The 20,011-nt window shown below is 69.7% G+C and carries 15 protein-coding genes; 10 read left to right on the top strand and 5 right to left on the bottom strand.

What is annotated here, in order from left to right; all coding sequences use genetic code 11:
• Positions 1-3: 3 nt before the first annotated feature.
• Entirely contained in the window at positions 4-1,326 is a 1,323-nt protein-coding gene (locus tag QTI51_RS38465; protein WP_116914351.1) for an SGNH/GDSL hydrolase family protein, read from the top strand.
• Between the two features lie 154 nt (positions 1,327-1,480).
• Complete coding sequence (locus QTI51_RS38460) at positions 1,481-1,852, top strand: YXWGXW repeat-containing protein (protein WP_116914350.1); 372 nt, start codon at positions 1,481-1,483, stop codon at positions 1,850-1,852.
• 58 nt (positions 1,853-1,910) lie between these two features.
• Here QTI51_RS38460 and QTI51_RS38455 read toward each other — a convergent pair whose 3' ends face one another.
• On the bottom strand, positions 1,911-3,206 hold the full coding sequence (locus QTI51_RS38455; protein ID WP_286547719.1) for a S1 family peptidase: 1,296 nt from the start codon (positions 3,204-3,206) through the stop codon (positions 1,911-1,913).
• Between the two features lie 72 nt (positions 3,207-3,278).
• Entirely contained in the window at positions 3,279-4,145 is an 867-nt protein-coding gene (gene purU, locus QTI51_RS38450) for a formyltetrahydrofolate deformylase (protein WP_116914348.1), read from the bottom strand.
• Between the two features lie 70 nt (positions 4,146-4,215).
• Between purU and aptA the strand changes: the two genes are divergently transcribed.
• From aptA to QTI51_RS38430, 4 genes are all read left to right on the top strand, one after another.
• On the top strand, positions 4,216-5,550 hold the full coding sequence (aptA, locus tag QTI51_RS38445; RefSeq protein WP_116914347.1) for an omega-aminotransferase AptA: 1,335 nt from the start codon (positions 4,216-4,218) through the stop codon (positions 5,548-5,550).
• Between the two features lie 217 nt (positions 5,551-5,767).
• Entirely contained in the window at positions 5,768-6,367 is a 600-nt protein-coding gene (locus QTI51_RS38440; RefSeq protein ID WP_286518397.1) for a hypothetical protein, read from the top strand.
• A 14-nt stretch (positions 6,368-6,381) separates the two neighbouring features.
• Complete coding sequence (locus QTI51_RS38435; protein ID WP_116914345.1) at positions 6,382-7,848, top strand: CsgG/HfaB family protein; 1,467 nt, start codon at positions 6,382-6,384, stop codon at positions 7,846-7,848.
• A gap of 60 nt (positions 7,849-7,908) precedes the next feature.
• The gene (locus QTI51_RS38430) at positions 7,909-13,233 is read left to right on the top strand and encodes a beta strand repeat-containing protein (RefSeq protein WP_165840579.1); all 5,325 of its coding nucleotides are present in this window, start codon (positions 7,909-7,911) and stop codon (positions 13,231-13,233) included.
• A 57-nt stretch (positions 13,234-13,290) separates the two neighbouring features.
• Here the strand turns inward: QTI51_RS38430 and QTI51_RS38425 are convergent, their stop codons facing one another.
• On the bottom strand, positions 13,291-14,178 hold the full coding sequence (locus QTI51_RS38425) for a ChaN family lipoprotein (RefSeq protein ID WP_116914344.1): 888 nt from the start codon (positions 14,176-14,178) through the stop codon (positions 13,291-13,293).
• 121 nt (positions 14,179-14,299) lie between these two features.
• Here QTI51_RS38425 and QTI51_RS38420 point away from each other — a divergent pair, with 121 nt between their 5' ends.
• Positions 14,300-15,355, top strand: coding sequence for an AbrB family transcriptional regulator (locus QTI51_RS38420; RefSeq protein WP_116914343.1), 1,056 nt, complete (start codon positions 14,300-14,302; stop codon positions 15,353-15,355).
• A 103-nt stretch (positions 15,356-15,458) separates the two neighbouring features.
• Here QTI51_RS38420 and QTI51_RS38415 read toward each other — a convergent pair whose 3' ends face one another.
• Together QTI51_RS38415 and QTI51_RS38410 are read right to left on the bottom strand one after the other, a co-directional pair.
• Positions 15,459-15,770, bottom strand: a complete 312-nt coding sequence (locus QTI51_RS38415) for a BTH_I0359 family protein (RefSeq protein ID WP_116914342.1) — start codon at positions 15,768-15,770, stop codon at positions 15,459-15,461.
• Between the two features lie 103 nt (positions 15,771-15,873).
• Entirely contained in the window at positions 15,874-17,106 is a 1,233-nt protein-coding gene (locus QTI51_RS38410) for a DUF3108 domain-containing protein (RefSeq protein WP_116914341.1), read from the bottom strand.
• Between the two features lie 172 nt (positions 17,107-17,278).
• Between QTI51_RS38410 and QTI51_RS38405 the strand changes: the two genes are divergently transcribed.
• From QTI51_RS38405 to QTI51_RS38395, 3 genes are all read left to right on the top strand, one after another.
• Positions 17,279-18,355, top strand: a complete 1,077-nt coding sequence (locus QTI51_RS38405) for a fumarylacetoacetate hydrolase family protein (protein ID WP_116914340.1) — start codon at positions 17,279-17,281, stop codon at positions 18,353-18,355.
• 154 nt (positions 18,356-18,509) lie between these two features.
• Positions 18,510-18,752: a helix-turn-helix domain-containing protein gene (locus QTI51_RS38400; RefSeq protein WP_116914339.1), complete on the top strand. Its 243-nt coding sequence runs from the start codon at positions 18,510-18,512 to the stop codon at positions 18,750-18,752.
• A complete protein-coding gene (locus QTI51_RS38395) occupies positions 18,749-20,005 on the top strand; it encodes a HipA domain-containing protein (protein WP_116914338.1) in 1,257 nt (418 codons plus the stop codon). The genes QTI51_RS38400 and QTI51_RS38395 overlap by 4 nt, the downstream gene beginning before the upstream one ends.
• Positions 20,006-20,011 lie beyond the last annotated feature (6 nt).

The raw sequence follows: 20,011 nt of genomic DNA, 5'->3' as shown, positions 1-20,011 counted from the left end.
TAAATGAAATCGGTTTCCAGTTGGCTCGCCCGCCTGCGCGAGGTTGCTCTCGCGCATTGGGTGGCCGCTTTTTGCCTGGCGGCGCTGGCCGTGGGCGTGCATGCCGTTCCCACCGAGAGCGGTGCGCCCAAGCAGCCGGCGGAGGCGCACTGGGTGGCCGCATGGGCGGTGGCGCCGCTGGACTTTCGTGAGCTGGCCGCGGTTCCGGGCATGGGGCAATTGCCAGGGCTCACCGGCAACGCGTTCAAGGCGCAGACCTTGCGGCAGCTGCTGGAGCCCACGCTCGATGGCGAGCACATCCGCATCCGCTTTTCGAACCGCTTCGGCAAGGTGCCGATGCGCATCGCGGCAGCGAGCGTGGCGCGCAGCACCGGCGCGGACGCTATCTCGCCCATCTCGTTGCGGATCCTGCAGTTCGGCGGGCGCTCCAGCCTCACTATCGCGCCCGGCGCCGATGCCTGGAGCGACGGCGTGGACCTGAAGATCGAGGCCGGGCAGAACGTGACGGTCAGCGCGTTCTTCGACGGCAACACGCCCGCGGCCACCGTGCACATGCGCTCGAGCGACACCAGCTGGGTGGTGCACGGCAACGCGGTCGCGACGCCCAAGCTGCGCGACGCCACCGCGCAGGGCATCAACCACATCGTCACGGGGCTGGACGTGCTGACGTCGAAGCCGGTGCGCACGGTGGTGACCTTCGGCGACTCCATCACCGCGGGCAGCGGCGAGACCGGCGAAGGCGCCTACCCCGACCTGCTGGCCACGCGCCTGCGCGACAGCCCCGAGGCACCGCAGGAGGTGACCGTGGTCAACACGGGCATCGGCGGCAACCGCCTCCTGCTCGACGGCATCGGCCCGAGCGGCCTGTCGCGCTTTGCACGCGACGCGCTGGCGCAGAGCAGCGTGACCCACGTCATCGTGCTGATGGGCACCAATGACATCGGCCGCAGCGTGCTCGCGGGCCTGCCGGGCCTGGCGGTGGCGCCGCGCGACATGCCGACCGCCGAGCGCATCACCGAGGGGCTGGCCCAGCTGGTCAAGCAGGCGCGCGCCAAGGGTGTGAAGGTGCTGATCGGCACGGTGCCGCCGTTCAAGAACACGCCCTATTTCAACGAGGGCAACGAGGCCATGCGCAACGCCGTCAACCGGTGGATACGCAACCTGCAGGACGTCGACGGCGTGATCGACTTCGATGCCGCGCTGCGCGATCCGGCCGATCCGCAGGCGCTCAACCCGCAGTTCGACAAGGGCGACCACCTGCATCCCAACAAGGCCGGGCACGCGGCGATGAGCGCGGCCGTCGACCTGAAGGAACTGCAGGAGTGAGGGCTCGCGCGGCGTGAGGAGAGCGCCGTCGGAGGTCGTTGGGAGCCGTCGGCGTGCGAAACAGCTTTACACAAGACTTCGCGCCCCGCTTACAGGCGGTTCACATGGGCTCGGCAGCATGAAGGCTCCTCCAACAACTCATGAGGAGTCCTTCATGAAAACAATCGCATTGGCTTTTTCCATCGGCGCTGCTTCGCTGCTGTCGGTGGGTGCAATGACCGTTCCCACGACCGCGCAGGCCCAGCCTGTGGTCATCCAGGTCGCTCCGCCGCCGCCGCGCTTCGAACGCGTGCCGCCGCCGCGCCGCGGCTACGTGTGGGCGCCGGGCCACTATGAATGGCGTGGTGGCCGCCACGCCTGGGTGGGCGGCGTGTGGGTGCGCGAACGCCCGGGCTACGCCTACCGCGCGCCGGAGTGGCGCCAGGACGGCGGCCGCTGGCAGTACAGCGCCGGCCGCTGGGACCGTGACGGCGACGGCGTGCCGAACCGCTACGACCGCCGGCCGAACAACCCCTACCGCAACTGACGCTGCGACTGACACTGCAACTGGCGCCACAACTGGCGCCGCACCCCCGCGAAGTCCTCTAGCGAATGTCGACGAGCTCGAGGACTTCGTTGATGTGGAAGACACCGGTCAGGGAGCCGCCACGCGTCTGCACCTCGAAGCGCACGACGCGGCCCAGTTCGGGTGAGAACCAGGCATCGGCCCGGTAGTGGCCGTACTGGTTGCCCACCACGGCGCCCGCATTCGCGAAGCGCTGGGTGAAGCCCCGGTACTCGATGCGCACGACGTTCAGGTTGCGGCCCGCCACCGCGAGGGTGGTGTTGTCCGCCGCCACGGCGTTGAGGTCCATGTTCACGCGCATACCGCCGAGCACCGAGCTGTAGCGCGTGCTCCACACCGTCTTCTGCTTGAGGATTTCGCCGGCCCAGCCGCCGGGCGGCATCACCGCGTCGAACTCCCCGGCGATGGCGGTGGTGACGCCCACGACCTCGCCGCCGGGCTTTTCCACCCAGCCACCGTTGTTGAAGCTGAGCGCTCCGTCCGGGGGACTCGCGTCCGCGCGGTAGACGACCTGGCGCGACATGCCGGTCAGCCGGTCGAGCAGCCGGTACTCGACCACGCTCGGCCGCGCGACCGATGCGCCAGCGGATGACGCAGATGGGGGCAACGCCGCCATGCGCTCGACGGCCACCCGGCCGCGTGTCGGCAATTCGGCGATCCATGACGCGGGCATTGCCAGTTCCGCGGACCCCGTCACGATGGAAGCCGCGCTGACCAGCCCGGCCAGCCGACCCTGCGCGTCGAACAGGCCGGCGCCGCCCATGCCGGCCGCCGGTGCGGTGTTGAGCTGCAGGGCTTCCAATTGGCCCGCGTTGCCGCGCCGCAGCCCGGCCAGCATGCCGATGCCCAGCGTCAGTTCCCTGCCGCGGGGCGAACCCACGGTGTACAGCGGCATGCCGACCTGCAGCGAGCCCGCGGGCGCGAGGGCCAGGGGCGGGCCGGGGAGGTTGGGAACGCGAAGCTGGCAGAGGTCGCGCTCGGCGTCCGGAAACTCCAGCGTCGCGCCATAGCTCACGTTGTCGCGCTTGAGCGTCACGCTCGCGGCCTTGGCGAGCAGTTGGCAGCTTGTTACCGCGCTGCCCGTGCCGGTGGCCACGGCGGTGCCGACGGCGAGCACCTTGCCCTGGGCGTCGCTGGCCTGGAGCACCCAGACAGCGGGCGAGACACGGGCGAAGAGGGCGTCTGGCGCCAGTGGCGCCAGCTGTGTCAGCTGTGCCGGGGCCGAGGAGGCTTGGGCCGAAGCGTTGGAAATCGTCAGCGCCGTGAGGCCGACGGCGAGCGCGAAGGAAAGGGCGAGGTGCGGCAGGTGTCTCATCGATGGGCTTTGCAGGAGCGCCGAGCGGCTCCTGGGCGCCGGATGCTACACCCGCTTACATGCGCCCTGCCCTCAGCGGAAGACGACCGTGCGGTGCCCGTTCAGCACCACGCGGTGCTCGCTGTGCCATTTCACCGCGCGCGCCAGCACCTGGCTCTCGGTGTCGCGGCCGCGGGCCGTGAGGTCTTCGACCGTGTCGGTGTGGTCGGCGCGGGCCACGTCCTGCTCGATGATCGGCCCCTCGTCGAGGTCGGCCGTCACGTAGTGGGCGGTGGCACCGATGAGCTTCACGCCGCGGTCGTGCGCCTGGTAGTAAGGCTTGGCGCCCTTGAAGCTGGGCAGGAACGAATGGTGAATGTTGATGGCGCGCCCGGCCAGGTTGCGGCACAGGTCGTTGCTCAGGATCTGCATGTAGCGCGCCAGCACCACCAGCTCGGCGCCCTCGGCCTCGATGATCTCCAGCTCCTTGGCCTCGGCCTGCGCCTTGGTCGCGGCCGTCATCGGAATGTGATGGAAGGGCACGTTGTAGCTGGCGGCCAGCTGGTAGAAGTCGCGGTGGTTCGAGATGATGGCGCGCACGTCGATGGCCAGCAGCCCGCTCTTCCAGCGGAACAGCAGGTCGTTCAGGCAATGGCCTTCCTTGCTCACCAGGATCACCGTCTTCATCGGCTCGGCGGCGGCATGCAGCTGCAGGCTCATGCCGAAGCCTGCGGCAAAGCCCTTCAGTTCCTCGCGCAGCACCGCCTCGCTGTGCTCGACGCAGGCAAAGCGCACCCGCATGAAGAACAGGCCGGTGCCGTGGTCGTTGTACTGGGCGGCCTCTTCGATGTTGGCGCCGCGCTCGAGCAGGAAGCCCGACACGGCGTGCACGATGCCCGTCCGGTCGGGGCACGAGAGGGTGAGGATGTAGGCGGGTGAGGAAGGCGTAGTGGTCGTCATCAGGGGCGTGATTGTGGCAGGGGTGCCAGAATCGCGATTTTCGTCCACCACATACCCGCAGGAGCGAGACATGGCCCATCAGGACTTCAACATGGACAACCAGTGGTTGCCCTTTACCCCCAACCGTCATTTCCGAAAAGACCCGCGCGTCTTCGTCGCCGCCGACGGCATGGAGTTCACCACGCACGACGGCAAGAAAGTGATCGACGGCATCTCCTCGCTGTGGTGCGTGGGCGCGGGCCACAACCGCAAGCCCATCAACGAGGCCATCAAGAAGCAGCTCGACACGCTCGACTACGCCACCGCCTTCCAGGTGAGCAACGACCGCGCCTTCGAGGCCGCCGAGCGCATCGCCGCGCTCGCCCCGGGCGACCTGAACAAGGTGCTGTTCTGCAACTCGGGTTCGGAAGCCGCCGACACGTCGATGAAGGTGGCGCTGGCCTACCACCGCGCGCGCGGCGAGGGCCACCGCAACGTGTTCATCGGCCGCGAGAAGGGCTACCACGGCGTGGGCTTCGGCGGCATGTCGGTGGGCGGCATTCCGGGCAACCGCAAGGTGTTCGGCTCGGCCTTCCTGCCGCGCGTGGACCACATGCGCTTCATTCACGACCCGGTGAACCACGCCTACATCCACAACGAGGAACCGGTGTGGGCCGAAGACCCGCTGGTCGAGCTCGAGACGCGCATCCTGCCGCTGCACGACCCGAGCAACGTGGCCGCCATCATCGTGGAGCCGGTGGCCGGTTCGGCCGGCTGGTACCTGCCGCCCAAGGGCTACCTGAAGCGCCTGCGCGAAATCTGCGACAAGCACGGCATCCTGCTGATCTTCGACGAGGTCATCACCGGCTTCGGGCGCATGGGCAGCAACTTCGCGTCGGACTACTTCGGCGTGGTGCCCGACATGCTGAACTTCGCCAAGTGCGTGACCAACGGCGTGATTCCGCTGGGCGGCGTGATCTGCCGCGACAAGCTCTACGACGCGATGATGAAGACCGACGCGCCCGAGCACGTGGTCGAGTTCTTCCACGGCTACACCTACTCGGGCCATCCGGTGGCCTGCGCCGCCGCGGTCGCCACGCTCGACCTGTTCAAGCAGGAGCAGCTGTTCTCGCGCGCCGGCGAAATGGGCAAGGTGCTGGGCGACGCCTTCCACAGCGCGTTCAAGGGGCTGCCCAACGTCATCAGCATCCGCAGCCTGGGCCTTGCCGCGGCGGTGGAGCTCGCGCCCATCGCGGGCCTGCCGGGCAAGCGTGCCTACGACATCTTCCTGGACTGCTTCCACAAGGGCGCGCTGGTGCGCGCCGCGGGCGACGTGCTGGTCATCGCGCCGCCGTACATCGTCGAAAAGTCGCACATCGACACGCTGGTGAACACGCTGGCCGATTCCATCAAGGCGCACGCCTGAGCGGCTGAAAATCATGAACGGCGGGGAGCGACGGCGCGTCGCTCCCCGCCGTTTTTTTGTGCGCGATCCACCGGATCCGGTGGCTCCGGCATTGGGGTAGACCCCCTCAATTCCACCGGTTCTCGGGATTCCGACGGCGGGGCCCCCTCCCTAGCATCCAGTCGCTAAACGTAGCACTTTCGGTTTCGAAAAGTGCGGTTTTTCGAAAGGAGCTGCCATGCCTCGCGTCGTTCTTTCCGTCGGCGACCCCACGTCCCGGCGCCACCGCAATCGCCCCGCGCCCCATGCCGCGCCGAGGCTTGCGCTTGCCTTTGCGTTTTCCCTGGCCCTTGCGAGCGCGGTGCCGCTGGCGCGCGCCAACAACGTGGGCGAGAACACGTCGTGGCAGTTCCAGACCAGCACCGACAAGGTCAACCAGGCCGCGGTGCAGGACATGGTGCGCAAGCAGAAAAGCGGCTACTACGCGGCGCCGGTCTACAACACGAACATCGGGCGCCAGTACAACTGCAACGTCTCGGCCACCTCCACCGGCAACGACGGCAACAACAGCACGGTGGCCAACTCGCCGTCGAACGCGGGGGCGCGCTCCGACGCGTCGGGCAACGACAGCCGCACCGCCGTGGGCGCGCTCGGCGGCGCCACGGTGGGCACCTCGCAGGCCAACGCCGGCGCGGTCGGCTCGGCCGTCATCGGCGGCACCAGCACGCAGGTGCAGGGCGCGGCCAACCAGGCGCTGAACTCCACGCAAGGCAACGCCGGCGCGCAGACCGCCAGCGTGGGCGGCAGTTCGGCATGCGCGTTCGGCGTGCTCAATTGAACAGGGCACGCACCATGCACACCCCACGTTCCCTTTCCCTGGCCGCACTGGCCGCCGCGGCGGTTGCCGTGCTCGCCGGCTGCGTCGCCGCGCCGCAGCAGCGCTTCGCCCCGGGCGAAGCGCCCGTGGTGCTCGGCCCGGCGGTGCGCGACAACGTCACGCCCATGGAGGCGGTGCTCGCCTGCTACGCCGACCACGTCGCCGCCACGCGCCGCCCGCCCATCGTCATCGGCGTGGGCGACGTGAAGGACTACACCGGCAAGTACAGCATCAACGAAGGCAACGCCATCACGCAGGGCGGCGCGCTGATGGTGTATTCGGCGCTCGGCAAGCTCGGCGGCGCGGTGAGCATCGCCGAGCGCTTCGACCCCGTGATCGCCGAGCGCGAGCTCGCCTACGCCGACCGCCGGCAGCTCGGAGACGGGCGCGCCCACCAGGTGGGCGGACCCAACGGCGGGCAGAACGTGCCGTGGCTGCCGTACTTCGGCGGCACCATCAACAAGTCCGACTACTTCATCGTCGGCGGCATCACCGAGCTGAACTACAACATCAACTCCGGCGGCGCCGAGGTCGCGGTGAACCAGGTGGGCGTGAAGGCGCGCACCTTCAGCCAGTCGGTGAGCGTGGACCTGCGCATCGTCGACACCAAGTCGCTGATGGTGGTGCGCACGGTGAGCCTCACCAAGCAGTTCAACGGCTACGAAGTGGGCCTGAACGTGTTCCGCTTCTTCGGCAGCAAGCTGTACGACGTGGACATCGGCGCCAAGGGCCAGGAGCCGGTGCAGATGGGCGTGCGCGCCGCGCTCGAAGAAGGCGTGGTGCGGCTCATGGCGGCCGTGACGCAGGTCGACCACCGGCCCTGCATGACGATGCGCCCCGGCGGCGGCGAGCAGATTCCGATGGTGCCCGCCGCCGAGCTGCGCAAGGTCGACAACCCCACCGACGCCACCGTGGGCGGCGCTGCGGCGGCCTCGCCCGTGGCGCAGGGCAACGTGGCCGTCAACGCCACCGGCGCCGGCGGCGCGCGGCTCACGGGCAGCGCCACGCAGGTGGCCTTCGACTTCGGCGCCACCACGCTAGGAGGCAGCTCGCTCGCGCTGATCGACCAGATCGCAGGCGCCGCCAAGAAGGGCGCGACCGACATCGTGCTGGTGGCGCGCGACACCGAGAACTGGGACGCCCGCAAGCGCGACGAGCTCACCGACCAGCGCATTGCCGCCGTGACCTCGGCGCTGGCCAACCGCGGCGTGCCGCCGGGCGCCATCAGCGTCACCTGGCGGCCCGACGCGGCCGACACGTCGATCCACCGCGACGGCCCGGGCCTGCAGGAGATCGCCAAGCTGCGCGTGGGCAGCCCGGTGGTGGGCGCCGCGCCTGCTGCCTCGTCTGCATCTTCTACAGCTTCCTCTTCCACCGCTTCCCCCACCGCTTCCCCCTCCGCTTCCGCCTCGTCGCCAGACGCATCCGCCAAGGGCGGTTGAACCCGCGCAGGCATTCCAGTTTTTCACCCCGTCCGTTTCCTCATATCCAGGAGTCACGCAATGAAAGCACGCAAGATCCAAAGCCGGGCCGCACGCGCGCCCATGTTCAGCCGCAGCCGCATCGGCTCGGCCGTGGCGATGGCGTTGATTGCCAGCAGCGGCGCGCAGGCCGCCGAGACCTCGGTCGACGCCGCCTACCACGGCACGGTAACCGGTACGCCGACGGTGAACTCGGGCAACACCAACGCAGCCAACGTGACGGCCACCGTCACCAGCGCCACCGTCGGCACCACCTCGGTCGGCACGCCGGGCGTGCCCAACCCCGTGGCCGCCGCCACCGCCGGCAACCTGGTCGGCGCCACCGCCACGGGCAACAGCTTCGCCAACGCGATCCAGCCGCTGACGCCGCTGCCGGTGGACAACGCCGCGACGCTGGGCGTGTCTTCGAACACCGGCGTCATCAACGCCAACGTGATCGACACCCACCTGCTGCAGGAGTCGGCCGTGCTGCAAAGCGGCAGCGTGGTGAACGCGGACAACACCATCTCGGCATCGACCACGCTCAACCGCGGCAGCTCGGTGGTGTCGGGCACGGCCTCGGCCAGCGGCGCGGCGCAAGCCGGCACCTCGGTGCTGACCTACCCGGCGGGCGTGCCGCTGTTCGACGCCAAGGGCAACATCGTGGTGACCACGCTGCAGTCGGCCACCGGCGCCAGCTCGGGCGCGCTGGTGCAGAACAGCCTGGTCGACCTGGTGCTGACGACCAACACGCTCAGCCCCCTGACCGTGCAGGCGGCGCTCGACCGCAACTCGATTTCCGCCGTGCTCAAGGCCAACACCGCGACCAACACGGCCGAGATCCAGCCGGGCGGCGCGCCCGCCTTCGCGGGCTCGGCGGTGGTCGCCAACCTGCAGGCGAACGGCAACGGCATCGTCGGTGTCATGCACCAGGCAATCAACGATAAGTCGGTGGTGCTGGGCATCGTGAGCGGCGCGCCTGCGGGTGGCGCCAACACGCTGACGGGGTCGCTGTCGGTGCAGGGCAACGTGATTTCCAGCGCGGCCACCGGCAACGAGGCGCTGGGCGCCACCGCCGGCACGGCGGGCAACCGCATCGTGGTCGACGGCGTGAGCGTGGCGGGCTCGGGCACCGCGGCCACGGCGGCCAACAACAGCACGCACAACGGCGTGGGCCTGACCAGCAGCGTGAACGCCGACCTGGCCATCCTCAACAGCCAGGGCAACCTCGGCGTGACGACGTTCGCGCAAACCAAGGGCGCTGCCATCTTGGCGGGCGTGCAGTCGAGCCAGGGCGCGCCTGTGACGCTCGTGGGCAACAGCATCACGGCCGACGCCACCGGCAACACCGCGTCGAGCGCCATTTCCACGGGCGGCAACGCGGCCTCGTTCGGCGGCACCGCCGCCGTGGCGAACCAGCAGGCCAACTACCAGGCGCCGCTGACGGCCTACGTCATGCCCTCGGTCATCGCCGCGCAGACCGGCGAGGCACCGGTGGGCACCGGCGGCACCAACGGCGCCGCGGTCAAGGTGTCGGGCAACACCGTGGCCGCCACGGCGCAGGGCAACCAGGTGACGCAGGGGCTGTCGCTGGCGGCCGGCACCGTGGCCCTGGGCAACGGCAACGCGCTGCTTTCGGGTGGTGCTGCTTCCGACGGCCGCGTCTCCGCCGGCGGCGCGGCCACGCTGAGCAACCTGCAGGGCCTGTACGACGGCGGCGTGGCGGCCATCAACCAGGGCTCGCAGGTCTGGCTGACTGCCAACGGCGGCGGCGCACCCGTGGCGGACAGCACGCTGTCGCTCACCCTCAACCGGCAGGAAGCAGTGGCGCTGGGCAACGGCGCGACCAACACGCTCACGCTGTCGGGCAACGCGGTGGGCACCGGCGCGGGCATCGCGAGCGTGCAGACGGCCGACGCCAACTCGGGCGTCGGCGCGGGGCTGTCCACCCCCGAGGCACGCATCGCGGTGAACGGCAACCTGCAGGGCGGCTCTGCCTCGCTCACCGACAACCTGCAGCGCGCCATCGCCTACGGCAACACGGCGGGCAACAGCCTGGGCGTGACGGCGGGCAACGTGAGCGCCACGCCGGCAGCCGGCGCGGCCTCCAGCGTGTCGGTCAACCTTGCGAGCGGGCTGCCGTTCGACAACAACGCCGCGGCATTGCCCACGGTGCGCGCGGCCTACGGCGTGCTCAACGACCAGTCGGTGGCAACCAACATCAACACCGCCGCCGTCGGGTCCAACACGCTCTCGGTGACCGTGGCCGGCAGCGTGTCCGACGCCGGCGTGGCGAACGACCGCAACGCCCTGGTGGCCGCCACCTACGGCAACGACGCGGCCAGCGGCGTGACGCTGAACATCAACAACCTGAGCGGCGCGAACGCCTCGGTGGCCAACGTCACCAACACGCAGGCGGTGGCGGGCAACGGCACTGTCATCTCGGCCAGGGCCGAAGGCGGCACGGTGGTGCGCACCGCGGTCACGGGCGCGCTCACCGACAGCACCGTGTCGAGCTCGGGCAACACGGCGCAGGCACTGGCCTACGGCAGCCGCGCCACGGGCAACACCGTGGCGGTGAAGGGCAACACCATCGACACCGCCGGCTTCGGGCTGACGGGCGCCACGCTCACGGGCACCACGCTGAACACCAACGCGGCCTTCAGCGTGCAGAACGCGCAGTCGGGCCAGGGCGAGGTCCTGGCGATGCGCACCGGCGGGCCCGAAGTGCGCACCACGGTCGACGGCAACATCGCCGGCTCGAAGGTGGACGCCAGCGGCAACACCACGGTGGCCGGCGCCACCAGCAACAGCGCGGCCAACGGCGTGAGCGTGGACGGCGTCGGCGTCGCCACCACCACCGCGGTGCAGAACCTGCAGCTCACCAGCGCCTCGGTCACGTCGCAGACCGGGCAGGAATCCGGCGGTCTCGCCAACAAGGACGGCGTGCAGGTGGTGCTCGGCGGGGCGAGCCTGCAGGACTCGAAGGTCAGCGTCGACGGCAATGCCGCCGCCGGCTCGGCCACCGGCAACGCCGCGGCCAACCGCATCGACGTGAAGGGCAACAGCGTGGCGGTGGGCAACGGGTTGCCCATTGGCGGCGCGGCCAGCATCGGCGGCGTGGCGGGCGCGGTGGCGGACCACGCGCTGTCGAACATCCAGCTGGTGACCGGCACCACGGTGTCTTCGAAGGTGGCGGCGGCCTTCGGCGTGGACACCATGCCCGGCGCGGCCATCGGCGGCGCGACGCTGAGCGTGTCGAACAACGCGCAAAGCGCCAAGGCCGTGGCCAACACCGCGAGCAACGCGGTGTCGCTGGCCGGCACCGACGTCGCGGCCCGCTCCGCGCTGCTGTCCGCGCAGGGCAGCGCGGCGGCGGTGGTGTCGCGCTCGTTCACGCAGGCCTTCGCGCCGGCGTCCGTGTCGGGCTCGTCGGTGAGCATCGCCAAGAACAGCAACACCGCGCTCGGCGTGATCAACGACGTGAGCAACACGGTGGCGGTGGCGGGCGGCACCTCGGGCGCGGGCGGCTTCGGCATTCCGGCGGTCGTGCTGCAAGGGCCTGTGCCCGGCGCCAGCCTTGCCATCGGCGGCCAGGTGCTGGCGAACATCCAGTCGGCCGGCGGTTCGGTCACCACCACGGCGGACACCGCGCTCTACAACGAAGACCGTGCGGCGCCCGCCAACGCGGGGCTGGTGAACAGCAGCTTTGCCATCACGGGCAACGCGACCTACGCGGAGGCCTCGGCCAACCGCGCGACCAACGCGGCGTCGCTGAGCGGCGGCGCCTCGCAGTCGGCCACCGTCGCGGTGCTGAACGCGCAGGACAGCAACGCGGTGGTCAGCGCCAGCGGCAACAGCGTGGCCCGGCTGACGCTCACCGGCGCCAACGCGCTGAACGGCAGCAGCGCCACCTTGCAGGGCAACAGCAACACCGTGGCCGCCACCGGCAGCGCCGCGACCAACAGCATCGACGTGAAGGGCAACACCCTGAGCGGCGGCCTGCTGCCGACGGCCGCGGCCACCGCGCTGCCGGGCTCGCAGGTGCTGGTGCTGGCCGACCAGGCGCTGGCCAACGTGCAGCAGGGCACCGGCGCGGTGTCGGCCACGGCGACCGGCAGCGTGGGCGTCGACACCGCCGCGCTGTCGTCGGTGAGCGGCTCGACGCTGAACGTGTCCGGCAACAGCCAGAGCGCCAAGGCGGTGGCCAACACCGCGCTCAACAGCGTGGCGCTGGCCGGGGCGAACGTGGGAGCGCGCTCGGCGCTGCAGTCGTCGCAGTCGGGCACGGCACCGGTCACGGCGTCGTCCACGCTCGAGCTGTTCGCGCCGGCCGCGTCGCGGGACTCGACGGTGCGCCTTTCGGGCAACAGCAACACCGCGCTGGCCGTGACCAACGACGCGACCAACACGCTGGGCGTGAGCGCGGCCAACACGCAGCCGCTCGGCAGCGCGGGCTCGGCCACGCTGGACACCGGCGCGGGCCTTGTCACAGCCACCGGCGACCATGTGCTGTCGAACCGCCAGACGGTCGGCAACCCCGCCGCCACGGTCAGCAGCACGGCCGCAACGACGATCTACAACGACGACCGCGCCGTGGCCGGCACGCAGGGGCTGAACAACGGCGCCGTCACGGTGTCGGGCAACAGCACCTTCGCCGAGGCCTCGGCCAACCGCGCGACCAACACGCTGACGGTGGCGAGCGGCGCAACGCAGGGCGCCAGCGCCGGCATCGCGAACGTGCAGCAAAGCGCAGCGGGCGTGACGGCTTCGGCCACCACGGCAGCGGGCGTGACGCTCGCGGGCCCGGCGCCGCTGAACGGCGGCAGTGTTTCCATCGACGGCAACACCACCGCCGCCCTGGCGCGCGGCAACGCGGCGACCAACGTGCTCGAGTCCAGCGGCGGCAGCGGCTACGGCGCGGCGGCCACGGTGGGTTCGTCGAGCCTGGGCGGGCCGCTGGCGCTGAACGTGGGGGCGAGCGCGGCGGTGCTGAACAGCCAGGTCAACAGCGGCGCGGTGTCGGCAAGCAGCACGGGCGGCAGCTACCAGGTGGCGCTGAACGGCACGGGCGCAGGCGTGTCGGGCGGCACGGTCGGTGTCACGGGCAACACGCTGGCCGCGCAGGCGGTCGGCAACAGCGCGACCAACCGCGTGACCCAGACCGCGTTGAACACCGGCACGCCGAGCGCGGCCATCGGCAACTACCAGGTCAACACCGGCGCGGTGACGGCCACGGTGACGAGCGTGAACTTCGGGGTTGGCATCTCGGGGGCGGTGGGCAACAGCACGCTGCGTACCACGGGCAACCAGATCACCGCATCGGCCACCGGCAACTCGGCGGTGTCGACGATCTCGGCGCGCTGAGCGGCAGCCGCTTCGCCAAGCCGCGGGTCTTCGGGCCCGCGGCTTTTTTCATGGGGCTCAGCTTTTGGGTTGCGCTGCGGGTTGCGCTTTGACCGGGCGCTTGAGCTCGGCGCAGTAGTCCTTCTCGGGCAGCGGCGGCGTGCGCCACGTCTTGTCGTATTCGCCGGGCACCACCTCGGCGGTGGCCGGTGCCGCCATGAGGCGCACGGTGGCGACCTTGATGTCGTCGGGCAGGTGCTGCGGCACGCCCAGCGTGCGCACCACGTGGCCCGCTCCGGCGATCAGCAGCACGGTCTGCCCCGGCTTGCGCGCCTTGACGATGGCTTGCGCCATCGCACGGTCGCGCCCGACCTGGATGCGCGTCATCGGTAGGATCTGCGACTCGGGCAGCATCCGGCAGTGGCCTTCGCGCACGGCCTCCTGCTGCGCGGTGTAGGCCTCGCCGCTGAGCTGGGCGTCGAGCGAGACGTCGGCCATGGCGTCTTTCATGCGGGCCCGCGGCAGGTTGGCGCCGACCACCGGCACGCCGGCGCGCACGGCGGCCATCACCGCCGGGCCGTAGCTGGCCCAGGGCCAGGCCTTGTCGCTCCAGTCGAGCGCGGCCTGCACCTGCGCCTCGGTGGCGGTGGGCGCCACATGGGCGGTGCCGCGGCCTTCTTCGGCCATCTCGAGCGCCAGCGCGGCGAGCTGGCCGCGCGTGGCGAGCGCCTCGACGGCTTCGCGCTCGATCACGTGGTGCTCGGGGGCGTCGTGCTGTTCGCCGAGCAGCAGGGCGTCGACGGGCTGCAGCGCGGCGATGCGGCGCGCTATCGGAGCGTTGGGAGCATCTGGCGCATCAGCGCCCGGCTGGAAAACGCCGCAGCCCGCGATGGCAGCCACGGCGGCGACCGCCAGCAAGGGGAACAGGAACCGGGGAGCCCGAGCGGGCCAGTGTGAAGGAGGCATCGCGCCATACTATGCTCGCCGCGCGCGCCTGCCGTGCCGTCCAAATCCGCTTCTTGCTGTCCGACCTGTCCGCGCTGTTCGCTGTTGGCGAGACCCCGCTTCCTTCTGTTTTCTTCTGTTCGTGTCTTCCCGTTTCATTGTTCGCGTGCTGGCCACGCTGTTGCTGGCGCTGGCCGCCGCGGGCGTGTGCCTAGCGCTTCGCACGCCGCTGCCCTGGATGATCGGTCCGCTGCTCGCGGTGTCGCTGGCCTCGATCGCCGGCGCGCCCACGGCCAGCCACACGCCGCTGCGCAACGCGGGGCAATGGACCATCGGCACCGCGCTGGGCCTGTACTTCACGCCGCACGTGGTGTCGCTGGTGGCCGGCGTGTGGTGGGCGATCTTGCTGGCCATCGCATGGGCGCTGCTGCTGGGCTGGGGTTTCGGGCGCTGGCTGCACGGCATGCACGCCGCGCGCATGCCGCATGTGCCGGCGAAATCCATGAGAGCCACGACTTACTTCGCGGGCGCCATCGGCGGTGCCTCGGAGATGACGCTGATGGCCGAATCGGCCGGCGCGCGCACCGACCTCGTGGCCGCCGCGCACAGCCTGCGGCTGGTGGTGGTGACGGTGACGATTCCGTTCGCCATGCAGTGGAGCGGCCTGCACGGCCTGGAAATCAACCCGCCCGGTGCGCGCGAAGTGAACCTGGGCGGCCTGGCGCTGCTGGCGGTGGCGACCGGCGTCGGCGGCCTCGCGATGCGCGCGCTGAAGCGCACCAACCCCTGGTTCATGGGGCCGCTGCTGGTGGCCATGGGCTTCACGGTGGCGGGGGTGTCGCTGTCGGCGGTGCCGGGCTGGATGTCGAACACCGCGCAGCTGGTGATCGCGGTGAGCCTGGGCGTGCGCTTCAGCCGCGAGTTCCTGCACACCGCGCCGCGCTGGCTGGGTTCGGTCACGCTGGGCACCGTCGGCATGCTGGTGTTGTGCGGCGGCGTGGCCTGGCTGCTGGCCTGGGCCACGGGGCTTCACCCGGCCACGATGATCCTGGGCACCTCGCCGGGCGGCATCGCCGAGATGTCGATCACGGCCAAGGTGCTGCAGCTGGGCGTGCCGGTGGTCACCGCGTTTCAGGTGTGCCGGCTGGTGGCGGTGTTGCTGCTGGTGGGGCCGATGTTCAAGTGGATCTACCGCTGAAGACGGCGCGTTGAATGCAAAAAGCGCCCCGCGGGGCGCTTTTTGTTGCCGGAAGTTTTGCCGGAAGAGGACCGGAACGCGTGAACTGGAACCGGTCAGTGGCTCAGTGCACCAGCACCGGCGTGTGGGCCAGCTCGGCGTAGCCTTCGAGCGTGTCTTCCACTTCTTCCTGGGTGGGGGTGTTGAGCTGCCAGGCCGCGATCTGCTGCTGGAACAGTTCGGCCCAGGAGCCGTCGAGGTACACCTCCTTGCCCGAGCGCTTGTCCACGATTTCGAAGCCGTGGCGCTCCAGGACCGGCACATTGGGCTGTGCCGGCTCGTCGCCTTCATGGGGCTGCACGTGCACGACGACGAAAGACTCCGAGTCATAAAGCATGTTCATGGCGGGCCCTGTAAGGATGTCGATGGCGTTCATGGGGGTTAGATAGCAATCAACGCGCCAGTTTCAAGACAGGTTGTCCTTTTGTAGAACCAACGGGTTAATTTCTGCTTTTGACCTCGATGATGTGACTTTGTCCTCAGTTCGTGGGCCCCGCAGGCAGGGATTCGCGCAATTCCATGTCGGCGAAGTCGCCGTTGGGCTGTGTCTGTTTGATCCGTACGGGCAGGTAGCCCAATGCCGGTGCGAGCCAGACCTCGAGCTTCACGTCGAAGTCTTTTCGCGGGCTGCGCGTGAGCTTGCGCACGGTGTATTCGCCGGCCTGCACGGTCACTTTTTCTTCGTTCTCGATGTTGAACACCCAGGTGCCGGCCTCGCGCGTGCCGGCGGTCTGCACGGTGATCTGGCTGCCGCCGGGGTAGCGTGCCGGGTCGCCCGCCAGCAGGCCGCCGAGCTGCATCACCACGCTCAGCCGGTCTTGCGCGCCGGGCAGCAGCGGCACCGGCGGGGCGTTGTTGCTGAAGACGATCTGGCCCTGCTCGCGCGCGAAATGCGCCGCCACTTCGCCCTTGCGGCTCTCCGAATAGCGCTCGGGCTCGATGCCCGAGGGGCCGATGCGCCCCGCGCTGTGCTGGCTGAGGATGGTGGCGAACAACAGCTTGAGCGTGAGCCGCGCGTCGTAGGTGCTGCCGTCCTGAAGCCATTCGAGCGTGCCGAACACGCCCTGCATCGGCGAGGCGCCGCGCTGGCCGGTGGCCGCGAACGACAGCTTGACCGAGCCCGGGATGCGCAACGACTGCGTGCCGGCGATGTTGCCGGAGGTGGGGCTCGCGGCGCCGGCGGTGCTGCCGGGCGAGCCGTCGCCTGTGCCGCCGGCCGCCGTGGTCGCGCCGGCAGCACCGCCAGCACCGCCAGCTGCGGCGCTGGCGGGCGCTTCGGGTGCGCTTGCTCCTGAATCGGGAGCGGCCTGCGCCGTCAGGTCGGGCGTGTCCGGCGGGGCGGGCATGGACGCGTCGGGTGCCGGCTCCGGCGTGGGCGCGACCTGGGGGGCTTGGGTGGGCTGCGGCTTTGGCTTGGGCACCGAGGGCGCGCGCGGGCGACGCGGCTTCGGTGGCGCTGCCGGCCGGGCTTCCACCGGCGTGGCCGCGGGTGCTGCTGCGGCTTTTTCGGCCGCCGGCGGCGCGATCACGATGGTCCGGGTGATGAACTTGTTCGCCAGCGGCGAGGGCTCCGGGCCCATCGCCATCGGCGCCAGTCCCAGCAACAGCAGGTGCGCCAGCGCCACCACCAGCGTCAGCCCGGCCAGCGCCCGCCACGGGGGGCGCGCCGGCAGGCCGGCGGACAGCGAGGGGGGAGCGACGGACGTCGGCATCGGTGTGTGGAGTGGGGTGCTGGCGCGGAGGTTCACCAAGACCACCTCGGTACACTGCCGCCCGTTCAACCAGTTTAAGTGGGAGCGGCGCGCGGCCTGGTGCCGGCGCGGCGTCTTCCCCGCGGATCCCCGCGCATTCTCCCCACGCATTCACGCAGGCACGCACCGCATCATGAAACTCGCCACCCTGAAGGACGGCTCGCGCGACGGCCAGCTCGTCGTTGTCTCGCGCGACCTCACGCTCGCCCACTACGCCACCGGCATCGCCAGCCGGCTGCAGCAGGTGCTGGACGACTGGGGCTTCATGAGCCCGCAGCTGCAGGACCTGTACGACGCCCTGAACACCGGCCGCGCGCGCCACGCCTTTCCCTTCGACCCGGCCATGTGCATGGCCCCGCTGCCGCGCGCCTACCAGTGGGCCGACGGCTCGGCCTACCTGAACCATGTGGAGCTGGTGCGCAAGGCGCGCAACGCCGAGGTGCCCGAGAGCTTCTATCAAGACCCGCTGATGTACCAGGGCGGCAGCGACGACTTCCTCGGCCCGACCGACGACGTCATCGTGCCCAGCGAGGCCATGGGCATCGACTTCGAGGCCGAGATCGCCGTCGTCACCGGCGACGTGCGCATGGGCGCCACGCCCGAGCAGGCGCTGGAGGGCATCCGCCTGGTCATGCTGGCCAACGACGTGAGCCTGCGCAACCTTATCCCGGCCGAACTGGCCAAGGGCTTCGGCTTTTTCCAGAGCAAGCCCGCCACCGCCTTCAGCCCCGTGGCCGTGACCCTCGACGAACTCGGCGACGCCTGGCAGAAGGGCCGCGTGCACCTCGCGCTGCACAGCAGCTGGAACGGCCGCAAGGTCGGCATGTGCGACGCCGGCCCCGAGATGACCTTTCACTTCGGCCAGCTCATCGCCCACATCGCCAAGACGCGCAACGTGCGCGCCGGCAGCATCGTGGGCAGCGGCACCGTGAGCAACAAGGGCGTGGAAAAGAACGGCCACACCGACTGGCCCAAGGGCTACTCGTGCATCGCCGAGAAGCGCTGCATCGAGACCATCCAGGACGGCCAGCCGTCCACCGAGTTCATGAAGTTCGGCGACACGATCCGCATCGAGATGAAGGGGCTGGATGGGCGCTCGCTGTTCGGGGCGATCGACCAGGAGATCGTGTCGACCGGTGGACGGCCGAAGGAGGCGCCGGTGTCGTTGGTGAAGGCGCAGGGGAACGAGGGAGAGGCGGCCAAGGGCTGACGTTTTTGACCCTATGAGGTCAAAAACCTAGGTTTGATGGCGATGACGGCAGGTTTTGACCTCATAAGGTCAAAAACTTGAATTTGACCCCATAAGAGCAAATGCACTTGATTTGCTTAATTTGAGAGCAATAATGTTCTCATAAGGTCAAATTATGCTGCTCGCCCCTGACGTTCTCCCCGAATTGGCCACGCGACTCACGGCCGAGCGCAAACGCCAAGGCCTGTCGCGCGAACAGGCCGCGTCGGTATGCGGCGTCAGCCCGTCTTTCATTCGGGACGCGGAAAGCGACCCGGGCCGTTGCTCGGTATTGAAGCTGTTGCTCTTGGCGACCGGCCTGGGGCTGAAGGTCAGCCTCGACGGTTGGCAACAAGACGGCGGAGCGAGCGCCCGATGATCAGGCTGCGCATCTGGGCCAACGCCCGCCCGATGGGGTGGTTCGGTCATGCCGCCGCCGAGTACTTCTTCGAATACGACGCCCAATGGCTGGAACAGCCGGGCCACTACGCGCTGGCGCCGCAGTTTGGCCTGACGGCGGAGCGCTACACCGGCCACGCGGTCCGGTCTTTCTTCGAGAACCTGCTGCCTGAGGCCGAGGCGCTCGAGGACATCGTCAGCGCCATTCACTTGCGCGGCGCCTCGTCTTTCGAATTGCTGGGGCGCTTGGGCGCGGAGCTTCCCGGCGTGCTTTCGTTGCTGCCGTCCGAAGCACGGCCGGTGCCGGCGCAGGAATACCGCGCGTTGCCGTTCGAGGTGCTGAGCCGCCGGCTGGCGGAGCGGGACCACACGCCGCTGCTCCTGTCCAATGCCGAGGCGACCATGTCCCTGGCCGGCGCGCAAGACAAGGTCGGCCTGCGCTTCGATCCCGCGGCCCAGCGGCTGAGCGACAGTGTCGGTCATTCGCCGACCACGCACATCCTCAAGCCGGACACGCGCCAGGCGCGCTACCAGCCCAGCGCGATCAACGAATTTGCCTGCATGAAGCTGGCCCGCGCGCTTCGCCTGCCGGTGCCTGACGTCTGGTTGCTGCGGATACCGGAGGCGGCCTATGTGGTCGAGCGCTACGACCGTCTCATGGCGGCCGGCAACATCGTGAGCCTTCACCAGATCGACGGCTGCCAGCTGCTGGGCCATGGCGCGGGCTGGAAGTACCAGCGCGCGGGGGGACTGGTGAGCGTTCCCTTGCTGGTCAAGGCCTTGCGCGGCATTGGCGTGCGCGGCATCGACCTGCTGCGGTTCCAGCGCTGGGTGATGTTCAATTACCTGATCGGCAACTCGGACGCGCACGCCAAGAACGTGTCGGTGCTGGTCGACGACAAGGGCTACGGCCTCGCGCCTTTCTATGACCTGCTGTGCGTGCGCGCATACGGAGATACCGGCCTGGCGCTGTTCATCGGCGACGAGGAAACCTTCGATGCCGTGGGCCGCCATTCGTGGGAAGCGCTGTGCGAAGACTGTGGCTTTCGCCTGCCCGAAACGCTGGCCGAGTTCGCAAAGATGGCACGGGCGCTGTTGCCCGCGTGGGGCAAGGTCCGCGACGCGCTGGACAAGTCGCACGCGCCGAACGACGCCGAGCTGCATGTGCTCGAAAGAATGACGCATGTGTTCGAACTGCATGTTCGAAACGCGCTGTCGATGACCGCCACCTGATCGGTA

Source organism: Variovorax sp. J22G73 (assembly GCF_030317035.1).
Lineage (GTDB): Bacteria > Pseudomonadota > Gammaproteobacteria > Burkholderiales > Burkholderiaceae_C > Variovorax.
Note: the sequence above shows the minus strand (reverse complement) of the source record. Positions and strands in the feature narration are given on the sequence as shown.